This is a genomic window from Roseibium sp. (genome assembly GCF_048261595.1).
In the GTDB taxonomy this organism is placed as follows: domain Bacteria; phylum Pseudomonadota; class Alphaproteobacteria; order Rhizobiales; family Stappiaceae; genus Roseibium.
In genome coordinates, this window is sequence record NZ_JBLXFW010000002.1 from 787,441 (window position 1) to 802,186 (window position 14,746).

Genomic DNA, 14,746 nt, shown 5'->3' on the forward strand with positions numbered 1-14,746 from the left:
CCCCGCTTTCTATTTCGTCTGTCGGGAGATGAGCTCCGCTGGTCCGTTCGACGGACCACGGAGCCATGCCCGTTAGAAGTTGAGCGACACGTCGCGGTGACCGGAGAGGCAACCCGCAACGTCGAGTGCCATGTCGTCCGGCAGACGCGGCAGCTGACGCAGGCCGATATTCCGCTCCACTACGGCTTCATACTCGGCGAGCTTTGGAAGCAATTCCGAAGCACCTTTCGAGCGCCACTCGAGGTCCTCGGCAAGCGCTGCGAGTGACTTGTCGAGCTCTGCAGAAGCTTCGGCCGCATCCGGCGTTTTGCTCCGCATAATCTTGCGCGCTTCACTCAGGCCCTTGCGGATATCACTCGTGCCTTCGACCTCGCCAACGGAGGAGCGGAGTTCTTCGATCCGTGCAACCGCGTCTTCCGGCGAAAGCGTGGCAAGCGCGTCCTTCACAGCGACAATTTCCGCTTCCTTGGCAGCAAGTGCCTCGGCGCCGGAAAGAACCGCACGGACTTCAACCACCGGCTCGTAGGCCTGGTCGACAGTACGCCGATAGGTCTGCCGGGCCTGGTTCTCCGCTTTCTGGATCGCCGCAAACGTGTCATGCACCGCATCCCAGTCGGCTGGGATCTGGGCCAGCAGCTCGTCATGCTGGACCTGCAAGGTATCGATGCGCTTCTGTGCCCGCTCGCCCTGTTCGGCCGTGTAGACGCCTGTCGGTCCGGACCGGCTGACGATGACCTTGAGTTCTTCGATCCGTTCATCGATACGCCGGGCGTCACGCTCAAGCGCACGAACGAACTGATGGACCGGGCGATACTCACCAGACGCCTCTGTGACTGCAGTTTCGGCATCAACGATCGCCGTCATCTGCGGTATCGCGTCACGAGCCTTTTCGAAACCGCCGGCAAGATCCTTCTGCAGACCCTTGGGCAGGTAGCTCACGTCGATGGCTTCTGCCGTCTTGATCGCCGACAGAATGGTGTCGCCGTTCTTCTGGAAATCCTCGTAGACCAGGGTCTCCATGCAGTACTGCAAGCGCGGGTTCTTCGGCGGCGGAGCGGTCTCGGACAGCAGCGACGAACGGTTAGGCAGGTAGTTCACCAGCTGCGGGTAAAGACCCACGATGCCAAGAGCGAGGATTTGCAATGCGATGAATGCAATCACGCCCTTGTACATGTCGATGGTCTTGACCACCGCAGGTGCAACGCCGCGCAGATAGAAAAGAGCGAAGCCGAAGGGTGGTGTCAGGAACGAAGTCTGAATGTTCAGACCGATCATCACACCCAGCCAGACGGCAGTAACGTTCGCCGACGGATCGGCCAGCAGGATCGGTGCCACGATCGGCACCACAACCACGGCAATCTCGATGAAGTCGAGGAAAAAGCCGAGGATGAAAATCACCAGCATGACGATCAGGAACTGTGCCCAGAAGCCACCGGGAAGCCCCTGAAGGAATTCCTTCACCAGCTCTTCGCCGCCGAAAGCCCGGAAGGCAGACGTCAGCATGGCTGCGCCGAGAAGAATGATGAACACGAGAGACGTCGTCTTGGCGGTTTCCACCATGACGCCTCGCAGCGTTTCCTCAAGTTTCAGCGTGCGCCAGCCACTCCAGAGAACAGCAATCGCCAACAGCGACACCGCGATGAGAGCAAGGACGAGACCGAGCATGTCTTCGCTGGTGTAAATACGCTTGATGTTGATTTCGCCCATGAAGCCGATGACCACGGCCAGACCCAGCAGGGCGAGAATGGCGATAATCGCAGGAGTATAGGCCCCCCGTTCACCCTCGCGCAGGCGATATCCGGCCATGATCATTGCGCCGACAGCGCCGATTGCACCTGCCTGGTTGACGGTTGCGACACCGGCGATGATCGAGCCGAGCACGAGGAAGATCAGGGCAAGCGGCGGAACCAGCGTAACGAAAACCTTGACCGCGAACTGACGGTTGAAGGAGCCGGATTCATGTACGGCCGGGGCTGCTTTCGGATTCACAAGAGCGAAGCCGAGGATAAACAGCATGTAAAGTCCGACGAGGACCAGACCCGGCAGGAACGCACCGAGGAACATTTCACCGGCGCTGGTCGAAACGATGGCAAAGTCAGAGGGCATCGACAGTTCGCCGGTGCTGGACTTGTAGAGCGCCTGGCGGATCGAGCCGGCCTGATCGACCGCACTTGCGAGCTGGTCGGCCAGAATGATGAGGACGATTGACGGAGGGATGATCTGGCCAAGGGTACCCGAGGCAGCGATCGTACCGGTCGCAAGCGGAACCGAGTAGTTGTTGCGCAGCATTGCCGGCAGGGAAATAAGACCCATCGCCACGACTGTCGCACCCACGATACCCGTCGTTGCCGCGAGAAGCGCGCCCACGAAGACAACCGAGATACCAAGGCCGCCAGGCACAGGTCCGAAGAGCCGCGCCATGGTCACCAGCAGGTCTTCAGCAATCTTGGAGCGCTGAAGCATGATGCCCATGAAGACAAACAAGGGGATCGCGATCAGCGTATCTCGCTCGGCCTCCCAGTAGATGCCGCGAAAGTTCGTCACCCCCGCACTCAACCACTGACCAGGACCACCGTGAGCAAAGAAGGCATCCGTGCCTGAAGAGAAAAGGTAGCCGGACGCTGCTGCAATGCCGATCGTGAGGATTGCGGATCCAGGCAATGCAAAGGCCACCGGAAAACCGGAGCCCAGAGCAAAGGCCATCAGGATCACAAGAATAGCTAGAAAGAAGAGTTCCATATCAAGCGGTCTCTGATGGTTTTACTGTACCGTGTGGACGTCGTGATCGCGCCCACCCGGCTCGCCGCGCACATCGGCAACGGCATCAAGGAAATAGCTGACAAACTGGATCAGCATCGACACGGCAAACACGCCAAGGAAGCCCGCCATGAGATATTTGACGTAAAGACCGAAGCCGGCCTGTGTCGTTTCATAGCTGAGGATCGGGCTGTTGATGATGTTCTGCTTTCCACCCATGCCGATGAGCAGGATCGTCCAGCAGAGCGTCATGCCGAGAAGCAAGGTTCCGATCATATTCACGCGGCCCTTGGTCCGGCGGGAAAATGCGGCATAGAACACGTCAACACGCACGTGACCTTCCTCCACCAGCGTATAGGCGCTGGCGAACAGGAAAAGCGCCGCGTACCAGAAACGTACGAGGTCGGCGAGGAACGCCTGTTCGTAGGAGAAGACAAAACGCCCGATCACGATGATGAGTTCTGCGGCGACAACAAGCAGCGCAAGCCAGGTGAACCCGAGCGTACGGCTGAAGAATGCGATGACGAAGCTGAGCGCGATCAATGGCATGTGGACGTAGGCGCCACGCAGTTGCGACTTGCCGAGATCGTTCGCAAGTTCGGCGCCGACAACCGCCGGCAGCAGTTCTTCGACACGCAGGAACGAGATGACGGCATCTACCAGCCCCACAATCAGAACCGCGAAGAAAACCGCCCGGATCAGATAGGCATTGATATCGCTGATACGCTTGCTGTCGTCGCGAAGTGTGGTTGATCCACTGCGTCCGACGTAGGCAATCGCAATGAGAACAAACGCTGCGTAGATCGCAAGTTGGCCCCAGGACCAAACGGCAGACTCAGTGCCGTTGGCTGCGCCACCGAAAATTGGCGCGACGCCCGGCAAATCCTGCCAATAGGTCAGATAGTTGTTCAGAACGAAAGCTGCCAGAACGGCAAGCATGATCCAACCGAAGTGGCGAAATAGAGAACCATTTCCGGCGGCTCCACCCCCAGTGGAGCCACTAGCGGAAGCGTCCTGTTGAACACTGTCCAGGGCCGTCATCTTGGCGATGCCTTTTATTTTCTTAAGCTGATGGAAAAAAGGGACGGGCCTTTACCCGTCCCTTCAGATCCGACCGCGTCGGGATTACTTGGAAATTCCAAGCACCCGGTTACGCTTGATCGAGTAGGAGATGTCGGAAATCGACATCCAGCTACCGATGTCCTGACGAGCAGACACAACAGCTTCGAAGATCTTCTTCGAGAGCGGCGAGTGGTCCATGGCTTCTTCCAGAACTTCCTGAGCGGCTTCACCGAACGCGTCATAGACTTCGTCGGAGAATTCCTTCAGCTCGACGCCGTGTTCGTTGATCAGCTTGTTCAGGTAGACGCCGTTGTTGGCGTTGGTTTCAGCCATCGTAGCGGCGTTTTCTTCCGCACAAGCTGCCTTGATGATTTCCTGATCGGTCTTGGACAGCGAGTTCCAGAAGGTTGCGTTCATGCCCAGAGCGAGCTGTGCGCCCGGCTCGTGCATGCCCGGGAAGTAGTAGTACTTCGCGGCTTCGTAGAACTTCATGAAGTAGTCGTTGAACGGACCAACCCACTCGGTAGCGTCGATAGCACCGGAAACAAGGTTTTCGTAGATCTGGCCGCCCGGCAGGGACACCGGAGACGCGCCGAGCTTGGCCATGACGTCGCCGCCCTGACCCGGAATACGCATCTTCAGACCCTTGAGGTCGTCAGCGGTTTCGATTTCCTTGTTGAACCAGCCGCCCATCTGAACGCCGGTGTTACCCATGGCGAAGTTCTTCAGGCCGAATTCGCCAGCAAGTTCGTCCCACAGCTCCTGGCCGCCGCCGTACTTAATCCAGGCGTCCATTTCGGTGTAGGTGAGGCCGAACGGAATAGCAGTGAAAGCAGCCCAACCCGGGTGCTTGCCCTTCCAGTAGTAGTCGGCGCCGATGTAGGCCTGAGCGTTACCGGAAGCAACTTCGTCGAAAGAGTCGAAAGCGCCAACGCGTTCGCCAGCAGCGAAGTACTGAACGTTGATGCGGCCTTCAGTCAGTTCGGCGATGCGAGCAGCAAGGCGCTGAGCCGGAATTCCGAGGCCCGGGAAGTCCCGCGGCCAGGTCGAAACGATCACCATGTCGGTGGTCGACTGAGCGATGGCCGGTGCTGCGAGAGTGGACGCAGCAACTGCTCCACCAGCGCCGAGACCAGCCTTTTTGATAAACGAACGACGATCCATAAACATATCCTCCCAAATCGGACATCTATCCAATCGGCGCTTACACTTACACCGATCTGGCGCTATGTCTAGGTGAAGCGTGGAGCCTCGCGCTATTCGTGGTTCTGCGCATCAATTCAGTAATACTACCGAGTCACAATAAGACTCCCGCCAAAAACGTCCTCGCGACGCAACAAATGGTAGAAGCCGGTGACCTTCAGAACCAAATTGATGCTGATCACCATCCTGCCTCTGGTCGTGCTATCAGCACTCATCGGCGGCGCGACCTACTATCAGGCCGGCAAGCTGATTGAGGCAGAGACCAAATCCGTCGAGCAGCGGATCCTGAATGCAAAGCAGCAGGAAATTCGCCACTACATCAGCCTGGCGCTCAACTCGATAGCGCGTCACTATGGTGAAGAGCCCGGAGGACGTGAAGCCGCAAAGCAGGAAGCCAAGCGCATCCTGAACAACATGACCTTCGGCCCCGATGGCTATTTCTTTGTCTACTCGATGGACGGAACGAACATCGTGCACCCCAAGCTGGCGCACCTCATAGGCAAGCGGCTTTGGGACCTGCAGTATCCGGAAAGCGATCTCGGCATTCGTGCGCTTATGGAAGCGGCAAGACGGGGGGGCGGCTTCCAGGAATACATCTGGCACAAGCCGAGTACGGGTCTGGTCGAGAAAAAGCTCTCTTACGGCATCATGTTACCAAAGTGGGGATGGATGCTGGGGACCGGCCTTTACATCGACGACATCGCCAAGGAGGTGGAAGAAATCCGGACAGACATCACTGTCTCGGTTCGCGAAACTCTGGCCGTGATTTTCGCAATTACGTCGGCAGCAATCATCGTTGCCGGAACAGTAATCGCAGGCGTACGCCTTTCTGAGCAACGCTTTGCAGATACGAAGCTGAAGGAGCTGACCAACCGGATCTTCGAGGCACAGGAGCATGAACGCAAACGCGTTTCAACTGAGCTCCACGACAGTATTTCGCAGCTCCTTGTGTCGGTACGCTACGGCGTCGAAATGATACACTCGGAGGCCCATCGAGGCTCGGACTTGCGTGGCTACGCGGAGAAATCACTCGGCATTCTGGATGATGCGATATCGGAGGTGCGGCGTATCTCACGCGACCTGCGGCCCAGCGTTCTTGATGACATGGGTCTTGCGAGCGCCTTGATAAGCCTAGGCAAGGAGTTCCAGACCCAATCCGGCATAAAGGTTGATGTTTCCGCCCAGAAGTGTCACGACCGGTTGTCGGATGCCGCCAAGACGGCCCTCTACAGACTGGTGCAGGAAGCGCTCACCAACGTCGCTCGCCATTCGCAAGCGAGCGAAGTCGACATCAGTCTCACCGTTGGCCATGACACGTTGAGGCTGACGATCGAAGACAACGGTACCGGACTACCGACTCCTTTGCCCCGGGGCGGAGGACTGGGGATACGCAACATGCGCGAGCGCATGGAAACACACAATGGTTTCTTGCACCTGTCGAACATGGCAAAAGGTGGCGTCAGAATCCTGGTAACAATGCCTCTGGACCAGGCATCGCACAGGGCAGCATAACGGTGGTTCGACACGAGAATGGTTGACCAGAACAAGACGACGTCATCGGCTTCCCAGATCCGGATCCTGCTCGCAGATGATCACGAGTTGGTTCGCGACGGCATTCGCGCACGTCTCGCGAAGACCGATTTTCTCGAGGTGGTTGGCGAAGCGACAAACGGCAAGGACGCCATAGAGCTTGCGGAGCAACTTCGCCCGGACATCGTGCTGATGGACGTTTCAATGCCGGTGATGAATGGCCTCGATGCAGCGAGCGAGCTTCGCAAGCGCCTGCCGCAAACGGGAATTCTCGTTCTGTCGATCTATGACAACCCGGAGTATGTGCGCGGCGTCGTGCAAGCCGGGGCTCGCGGCTATATCCTGAAGGACATCTGCGCCAAGGACATGATTACGGCCATCACGAGCGTGGCCAATGGAGGATATTATTTTTCCTCCGCAGTCGGCCCGACACTCGTAGGCAAGGCCACCCCAACGCGTGTGGAAGATCCTTACGGATTGACCGACCGCGAGCGGGAAGTCCTGACTGCGATTGCCAAAGGGCTTCCGAACAAGGAAATTGCTCGCAGTCTGGGCATCAGTGTGCGTACGGTCGAGTCGCATCGCCTGAACCTGCGCGAAAAGGTAGGCAGTCGAAACGCTGCCCAACTTTACAAGATCGCCCAGGAGCTCGGCCTGCTTAACTGAGAAACCCCCGTCAACCATCGTTCCAGCATTCTTCCGGATCGCCCCAAATGACCAAACCGCTCATTCTCGTAACCGCCGATGTGAAGCCGGTCGACGGCTACAATTGGCACGCAGCGCCTTCGACCTATCTGAAGGCCATCCTTAATGGCGCTGATGCCCTGCCGGTCATCCTGCCTTCTCTTGGCGCAGACATTGATCTTGATGCGGTCCTGGACAGAGTCGATGGCGTTCTTGCGACAGGGTCGCGGTCCAATGTGAACCCGCAGCTTTACGGAGAAGAAGCGACGGAGGCGAACGGGCCGTACGATGCGGACCGCGACGCGACGACGCTGCCGCTTCTGCGGCGCGCTGTCGAGCGGGGCATCCCCGTCTTTGCCATCTGCCGGGGCATGCAGGAACTCAACGTTGCCTTTGGCGGCACACTGTTGACCGAAATCCAGGAGATGGAGGGCCGGGCGGATCACCGTGCGCCTGACGCAGAACATCAGGACGAGCGCTTCCGAATTGCACACCCAGTCGACGTCGCGCCAGACAGCCAGCTCGGCAAGGTCGTGGGCGACGCCCCGATCGAGGTAAACTCGTTACATCGTCAGGCACTTGGAGTGCTCGGCACTGACTTGAAGATCGAAGCTCAGGCGGCGGACGGAACAATCGAGGCTGTTTCAGTCGCATCCGCACCTGGCTACGTTGTCGCGACGCAGTGGCATCCGGAATACTGGGTCTCCAGCGATACGCCCTCGAAAAAGCTGTTCGAGGCCTTCGGTCAGGCTGCCCGCGACTATGCCGCCGCGCGCAAAGGCTGAAGCAGAATAGGCTGATCCCGCCTTTGACCTAGCCCCACCCAAGAGTGGCGATCAAAAGCGAAAGACCGAGCAGGAAGACGATCAAAGCTCCGGCAATCTCGATTGTGCGGTGAACTTTCACCGCCCAATCGGATCCTTCGCCGAAGAGCCGCACCGCAAGCCCCTTCGCACCGACAGCCAGACCCGCAAGGACGGCAACCGTAATGCCGGTTCCCAGCGCCATTGCGAAGGTCGATGCAATACCGGCCAGCAGCATGCCCTGCGCCAGGGCAAATACCAGCACGATCAGGGCTCCTGAACACGGACGCAGCCCGACAGCCAGAACAATGGAAGCCGCCCGTCCGACAGTCATTGTCCCCCTCACCATCTCCGGCGTGGGCGCATGGGCATGGCCACAGGTGGTGCAGACACCGTCCGATCCGACATGATGATGGGCCGCGTGAGAATGCCCGTGGCCGTGACCATGATCGTGGTGATGATGAGAGTGACCGTGCTCACCAGCGACCAGAGGCCTGACGGCCTTCACCCATAACAGGTAGGCACCCAACAAAGTAACCAGAGCATAGGAGCCGATCTCGAACCATCGGGCCGTATCCTGGATCGCGATGGACGTCAGCTTCAGAACGATAGCGGCGACCCCGACGATCAGGACCGCAGTCACCGCCTGCGCGAACGCAGAAAGGAACGAAAGGGAAATACCCTTTTTCAGCGTTTCATTGTTGGCAACAACATATGACGAAATGATCGCCTTGCCGTGCCCCGGCCCCGCTGCGTGAAAGATGCCATAGGCAAAGGACAAGCCGACGAGGAGCCAACCTGCATTGGGGTTGGCCTTGAACGCGCGCATGGCAGAGATCAGCCGCTGATAGAAATCCTGCTGCAGCCGGGCAATTGTTCCGAACCATTGATCCAGCAGGTCTGGTTCTGCCGCCAAAGAGGTGACGCCGGCATCAGGCGCGCGACCCGGTTCTTGAACCGTTGTGGTTTCCGGCGCGGCTGCTGCAACTTCTGTGTCGGCAGTCTGCGCAGTCGTAACCGCCGCTTCCCCACCTTCGCAAGTGACAATCATCTGGTTGATCTGCGACGCTGCAGCGGACTGCAACTCCGGAGGAAGGTCCCGCTGATCGGGCCCAATCTGCGCAAGTGCAAAGGCTGTCGCGTCATCGAGCTTCGGCGGCTCGCGGCGCTCGACCCTGCAGGCACCCGGACCATTTTCCACGGCAGTCGCATTCGATGAGGCGGCAAACCGGAAGTCGACGTAATAGGTCGGGTCATAGACATCGAGCGTGATGGCATTTGCGACGTCGGATGGATCTTTCAGCGGCAGGACGAAATTCAGCTCGAGCAGTGTGACAGATTCCGGCATCGATCCGCCATTCATGCGGACGTCTTCCTGCATGGCTTCGATGTCTTCCGGCTTGATTGCCCAATACTCGCTGATCGGAACGTCTACGACTTCAAGATAGTAGCCTTCCGGCGGAACGTTGAAATCCAGCTCGACACGGCCGTTGTCGCCAAAGGTGAAATAGCCGAACTCACCCATACTCTCGATATTGACCTTGGCAAGCTCCGCTAGTTCATCACGGCTGTAGACGCCATCACCATTGACGTCAAAACCCTGGATCGCGAACGAAGTGAAGGCATCATCGAAGCGGAAGACATGCCGAACCGACTTGGCAAGCCCGTCGTCACCAAAGACGAGCGTTGTACGAGCTTCCACGAAGACATGTGGATGCCCCGAAACTGGCGTGATCGCCCCGCTTGCCAGGACCACGATTAGGCATACCAGGGACACAATACGGCGCATGTGGGTCGACTTCCCGCGGGACAGAGATGATCAGACCTCTTCCTTGGCCTGCGAAGACGGCAGGATCAAGACATGCGCATCCCGCAAGCGCAAAACAAACTCGGAAAATTCTCATCAGCAAATGGCGAATTCTGCGAAAATTATGACGGACTTTCATGCATTGATCGAAACAAAGGAAACTCATTTCCGATAAATGCCGGAGAATTATTCTTGCAGAAAATCACTCAAGGCACACGGTTATGAACGCCCCTTTTGCCACTCCCATTTCCCGTTCCGCCGTCTTCGACGATGTCGAATTCAGCGATCATGAGAATGTCGTATTCGTATCTGACCGCAAGACCGGTCTGAAGGCTGTCATCGCCATCCACGATACCACACTCGGACCTTCACTCGGAGGGTGCCGGATATGGCCTTATGCCAATGCAGCGGAAGCGCTGACGGATGCGCTCCGCCTGTCCAGGGGGATGACCTACAAGAATGCGCTCGCAGGCCTTGATCTTGGCGGCGGAAAGGCCGTCATCATTGCGGACCCGCGCAAGGATAAGACGCCCGAACTGATGGAGGCCTTCGGCGCCCATGTCGAACGCCTGTCGGGCAACTACATCACCGCGGAAGACGTTGGAGTGTCGACGGAAGACATGGAGGCCGTTGCGCGCAAGACGGCACATGTCCGGGGAACAACGGCAACCGGCTTGGGTGACCCCTCCCCCTATACCTCCCTTGGGGTGTTCGAAGGCATCAAGGCCGCCAGCCGGCATGTCTTCGGCACCGCGGATCTGACCGGCCGGACGGTTTCGGTTCAGGGTCTTGGACATGTCGGCTTCGGCCTGTGTGAGCTGCTTCATGCAGCTGGCGCAAAGCTTCTCGTCTCAGACATTCATGTGCCTGCTGTTCTGAAAGCAATGGAGGCATTCGGAGCGACGGCGGTTGACCCGGCAGAAGCACACATGGTTCCGGCAGACATTTTTGCCCCCTGCGCCCTCGGCGGCATACTGAATGAGCGAACTGTTCCGCAAATCTCTGCACGCGTTGTGGCCGGAGCAGCAAACAATCAGCTGCTCACGGCCCACGACGGTATTGCTTTGAAAGACCGCAGCATACTCTATGCCCCGGACTACGCCATCAATGCAGGCGGCGTTATCTCGATCGCCCTTGCCACTCCCGGCTGTCAGGCCGATAGAGTTCGCGAGAAGACGGTCGCGATCGGAGAAACCCTGTCGCGTATCTTCGAGCGGGCCGATAGGGAACGCAAAACACCGGAGCAGATCGCCGATACAATGGCCGAAGAAAGACTTGGCCGCTGACAGGCAGGGAAGCCAACGCAGATCAGCCGGGGCAAGCATCCCCGGCTTTTTTGCGCTCGGCAAACCAGGCGACCAGGAAGTCTACAAAGGCTCTGACCTTACCCGTCAGATGCCGGCGATGCGGATAGACGGCATAGATGCCGCGATTATCAGGCTCGAACTCGTCCAGCACCGTCACAAGACCACCGTTGTGAATATCCTGTGCAACGAAGATTTGAGGTGTCCGAAGAAAGCCCAGATTGCACAGGGCCGCGTCACGCCCCGCCGAAGCGCTGTTGACTTCGACAGGCCCTTTGACCGTTACCGAGAGACGCTGGTCCTTGTCCACGAACCCCCAGTTCTGCTTGAACCGGTAATTCGTATCCACGATGCAGGGCCGGGACGCGAGCTCGGATGGCGTCTTTGGCGCACCGTATTTGGCGATCACTGCGGGCGTTGCGCACACAACCGTCCGAAAGGGAGCGATCTTACGGGCGATGAGGCTGGAATCCTCCATATCCGTCACACGAATAGCAACGTCGAAACCCTCATCCACTACGTCAACGAAACGGTCCTCCAGACGCAGATCCAGAACCACATCCGGATGCTCGACCAGGAATTCCATCATCGCGCGGTTGATGAGACCGTCTCCCATGGAGCGCGGGGCTGAAACCCGAAGTCGCCCCCGGATGGCCTGCTGGGACGACTGAACAGAGGCCTGCAGATCCTCGATACGCTGCAGGATTTCATTGGCTTCCTTGTAGTAGGCTTCACCGACTTCCGTCAGTGATACCTGCCGCGTGGTCCGGTTCAACAGGCGCGCCCCGAGTTCGTCTTCAAGCTCGCCGATGTATTTCGACACCAGGGCCTTCGAACGCCCCATTTCACGGGCCGCAGCAGAAAACCCCTTGCTGTCGACGACCTGAATGAAGCATCTCATCCGGGTTATGGCGTCCATGTTGCCTCCCTGGTCCGTCCACGCTGCCGCAGACTTTCAACTCTGAACGTTGAAGATTCACGCACCAATTGCAAGTCCGCCACTTAGGCGACGGCGGCACCGCCATCAGCACGCGGATCATGAGCGCCTTCAAGACCACCGCGAGCGTTCCGGACGATCATCCCGGCGTGCCCCATGGTATCCGAGTAGTCTTCATCGATCTGGACCACCTCGTGGCCGGCACGTTCCAGATCGCGAACAAGATCCGGATCGAACCGCTTCTCCAGGCGCAGGGCCGTCGTATCGTCGCCCCAGGTCCGGCCGAGCAGCCAACGCGGAGCATCGATCGCCTCACCCACTGGCATCCCGTTCAGTACATGCCGCGTGAAGATCGCAGCCTGGGTTTGCGGCTGGCCCTCGCCTCCCATCGTACCGTAGGTCACGGATCGGCCATCGCCCAAACGAGCCATCGCCGGATTGAGGGTATGGAACGGCTGGCGGCCCGGCTCGAGCGCATTCAGAGCCTCCGGATGCAGCGAAAAGCTCGCCCCACGGTTCTGCCAGGTGATCCCGGTCTTCGGAAGGACGCACCCGGAGCCAAATTCCCAATAGATCGACTGAATGAAGGAAACCGAAACACCTTTGGCGTCGACCGCTCCCATCCAGATGGTGTCTCCCGGTTTAGCCACATGGGGCCATTCCAGAGCGCGGCGCATGTCGACCATGGCGGCCTGCTCGTCCAGCCATTCCGGCGTCAGGAAATTGCGTGGTGGCTCCGGCAACCTCATCGGGTCAGTCACGATCCGGTCCCGGACGAGGAACGCTCGCTTTGTGGATTCCACGAGGCCATGAACCAGGTCGAAGCCCTCGCGTCCGTTGGTCTTCAGGCGATCGTAAAGCCCGAGAATGATCAGAGAGGCAAGGCCCTGCGTCGGAGGCGGCGCATTGAAGACGGCCCCGCACTTCAGCTCTACCTTGAGGGCGTCCTTGAAACGGGCCTCGAATTTCTCCAGATCGGCCCGGGTGACCGGAGATCCGATACGCTCCAGATCATCAGCGATGGCTGCGGCCACATCACCGCGATAGAATTCCTCGAAGCCTTCGTGTGCGAGATGGCTCAACGTGTCGGCAAGGCGCTCCTGCCTGAGCGTCGCGCCGACCTCGGGTGCCTTTCCATCGACAAGATAAACGTCTGCAAATCCGGGCTGCTTTTCGAGTTCTGCAAACTTTTCCTCTGTCAACGCTGCCTGTGACCGGGTGACGGTGATACCGTCCTTGGCGTAGCGGACGGCAGTGGACAACAACTCGGAATTTGGAATTCGGCCGGCACCGATCGCAACGGCAGCCTCCTTCGCTTTTGCCCAACCGCCGATCGTCCCGGCAACAGTGACGGCAGCCATCGGGCCGCGCGTCGGGATGGCGCCGTATCCGGCATTGTTATAGGCCTCGATGGTTGCGTTCGCCCCTGCCGAACCACAAGCCATGAGCGCTTTCGGATCCTTGCCGGGTTCGGCGATGAGCCAGAAGCCATCACCGCCGATGCTGTTCATGTGCGGATACACCACCGCTATCGTTGCAGCGGCGGCAATCATCGCCTCGATGGCCGAACCGCCTTCTGCAAGGATGTCTGCACCGGCCTGCGCTGCTGCCGTATGAGGGGCGACAACCATTCCGCCCGAAGAAGTGATGGTATCCATTTGTCCACGCGTCCGAACGTTACTGCAGCGAGACGATGCCTGCCTCACCTTCCTCTGTCCCGAATACCAGACGCACGCCTTGGTCGTCCCATGCCATGGAGGAAACAGGACCTTTGCCGGAACGGCGAAGGAGAACCTCGGCATTGTCTTCGAAGCGGCACATCAGGATCATGCCGTCCTGATACCCGATCGCTGCGACCTCTTCCTTGGGATGGCAGGCTACATACGTGACAAGGCTGTCGCCCCGTGCTCCAAGTTGAAGCGGGTTCTGCCCCATTGGCCCGGTCTTGCCGAAGAACGGCCAGACGATCGCGGCATTGGCCCCCGAAGTGGCAAGGTAGCGCCCCTTGACCGACCAGCTCCACGACTTCACCTTTGACGGATATCCCGTCATGCGCATGTCCTGCATGTCCGACAGACGCCAGCCATGCAGCGCATTTTCCTGCATCGATGTGACGAGATATTTCCCATCGGGCGAATAGCAGGTCGCCAGATGCGCGCCCTTCCAGGAGAGTTCCTGAGGCTTGCCCTGTGCCGTCACCCACCAGATGGTCGCGCCATCGTATCTTCCGACAGCGAGCTTCATTCCCTTGGGGGCAAAAGCGAGACCACCGACCGCACGTTCATGGGCGAACTCCTTCTCGGTACCGTCTTTCAACCGCACCCAGGCAGTACGTCCCGAAGCAAAGGCCACCGCATCGCTCGGCCCGCAAGCGATCAGGTCGATCCACTTGCGCGGGCGTTCTGCAAGGGTCTCCGCCTCGCCATCGGCATTGGTCCGTCGAATGAGGCCATCATCGCCTGATGTGACCAGACCCTTCCCGTCCTGTGTCAGCTCAGCAGCCAGGAGACCACTCTTGTGCACCTGAACCCGGCGTTCACTTCCCTCGGTGAACAGCACAGAACCGTCGCCCAGCGCGAAGAAGGGAATATCTTTCAGAAAGCCGGCACGGATGACAAAGGCATCCGCATCGACTGGAGCAAGTGTCGGCACGCAGCGC

At 58.8% G+C, this 14,746-nt stretch carries 11 protein-coding genes; 4 read left to right on the forward strand and 7 right to left on the reverse strand.

All coding sequences use genetic code 11. The features are described 5' to 3' along the window. Positions 1-72 precede the first annotated feature (72 nt). The 3 genes from ACN0SY_RS10925 to ACN0SY_RS10935 all read right to left on the reverse strand — a co-directional run bounded on the left by ACN0SY_RS10925 (position 73) and on the right by ACN0SY_RS10935 (position 4,983). Positions 73-2,739, reverse strand: coding sequence for a TRAP transporter large permease subunit (locus ACN0SY_RS10925; RefSeq protein ID WP_417687147.1), 2,667 nt, complete (start codon positions 2,737-2,739; stop codon positions 73-75). A 21-nt stretch (positions 2,740-2,760) separates the two neighbouring features. Next, positions 2,761-3,696 (reverse strand): TRAP transporter small permease subunit, encoded by a 936-nt coding sequence (locus tag ACN0SY_RS10930; RefSeq protein WP_417687148.1) that lies wholly within the window; start codon positions 3,694-3,696, stop codon positions 2,761-2,763. 186 nt (positions 3,697-3,882) lie between these two features. Further along, complete coding sequence (locus tag ACN0SY_RS10935; RefSeq protein WP_417687149.1) at positions 3,883-4,983, reverse strand: TRAP transporter substrate-binding protein; 1,101 nt, start codon at positions 4,981-4,983, stop codon at positions 3,883-3,885. A 210-nt stretch (positions 4,984-5,193) separates the two neighbouring features. On the opposite strand from ACN0SY_RS10935, the gene ACN0SY_RS10940 reads away from it, so the two are divergent. The 3 genes from ACN0SY_RS10940 to ACN0SY_RS10950 are packed head-to-tail and all read left to right on the forward strand — an operon-like array spanning position 5,194 to position 8,021. Next, the gene (locus ACN0SY_RS10940) at positions 5,194-6,534 is read left to right on the forward strand and encodes a cache domain-containing protein (protein WP_417687150.1); all 1,341 of its coding nucleotides are present in this window, start codon (positions 5,194-5,196) and stop codon (positions 6,532-6,534) included. A gap of 18 nt (positions 6,535-6,552) precedes the next feature. After that, a complete protein-coding gene (locus ACN0SY_RS10945; RefSeq protein ID WP_417687151.1) occupies positions 6,553-7,218 on the forward strand; it encodes a response regulator in 666 nt (221 codons plus the stop codon). Between the two features lie 47 nt (positions 7,219-7,265). Further along, a complete protein-coding gene (locus ACN0SY_RS10950; RefSeq protein ID WP_417687152.1) occupies positions 7,266-8,021 on the forward strand; it encodes a gamma-glutamyl-gamma-aminobutyrate hydrolase family protein in 756 nt (251 codons plus the stop codon). Positions 8,022-8,049: 28 nt separating this feature from the next. On the opposite strand, the gene ACN0SY_RS10955 is transcribed toward ACN0SY_RS10950, so the two are convergent. Continuing rightward, entirely contained in the window at positions 8,050-9,828 is a 1,779-nt protein-coding gene (locus tag ACN0SY_RS10955) for a DUF1007 family protein (protein WP_417687153.1), read from the reverse strand. A gap of 239 nt (positions 9,829-10,067) precedes the next feature. Between ACN0SY_RS10955 and ACN0SY_RS10960 the strand changes: the two genes are divergently transcribed. After that, complete coding sequence (locus ACN0SY_RS10960; RefSeq protein WP_417687154.1) at positions 10,068-11,132, forward strand: Glu/Leu/Phe/Val dehydrogenase dimerization domain-containing protein; 1,065 nt, start codon at positions 10,068-10,070, stop codon at positions 11,130-11,132. A 22-nt stretch (positions 11,133-11,154) separates the two neighbouring features. On the opposite strand, the gene ACN0SY_RS10965 is transcribed toward ACN0SY_RS10960, so the two are convergent. The 3 genes from ACN0SY_RS10965 to ACN0SY_RS10975 all read right to left on the reverse strand — a co-directional run bounded on the left by ACN0SY_RS10965 (position 11,155) and on the right by ACN0SY_RS10975 (position 14,739). Next, entirely contained in the window at positions 11,155-12,069 is a 915-nt protein-coding gene (locus ACN0SY_RS10965) for a LysR family transcriptional regulator (RefSeq protein ID WP_417687155.1), read from the reverse strand. An 83-nt stretch (positions 12,070-12,152) separates the two neighbouring features. After that, positions 12,153-13,745, reverse strand: a complete 1,593-nt coding sequence (locus ACN0SY_RS10970) for a gamma-glutamyltransferase family protein (protein WP_417687156.1) — start codon at positions 13,743-13,745, stop codon at positions 12,153-12,155. 19 nt (positions 13,746-13,764) lie between these two features. Further along, positions 13,765-14,739 (reverse strand): WD40 repeat domain-containing protein, encoded by a 975-nt coding sequence (locus ACN0SY_RS10975; RefSeq protein WP_417687157.1) that lies wholly within the window; start codon positions 14,737-14,739, stop codon positions 13,765-13,767. Positions 14,740-14,746 lie beyond the last annotated feature (7 nt).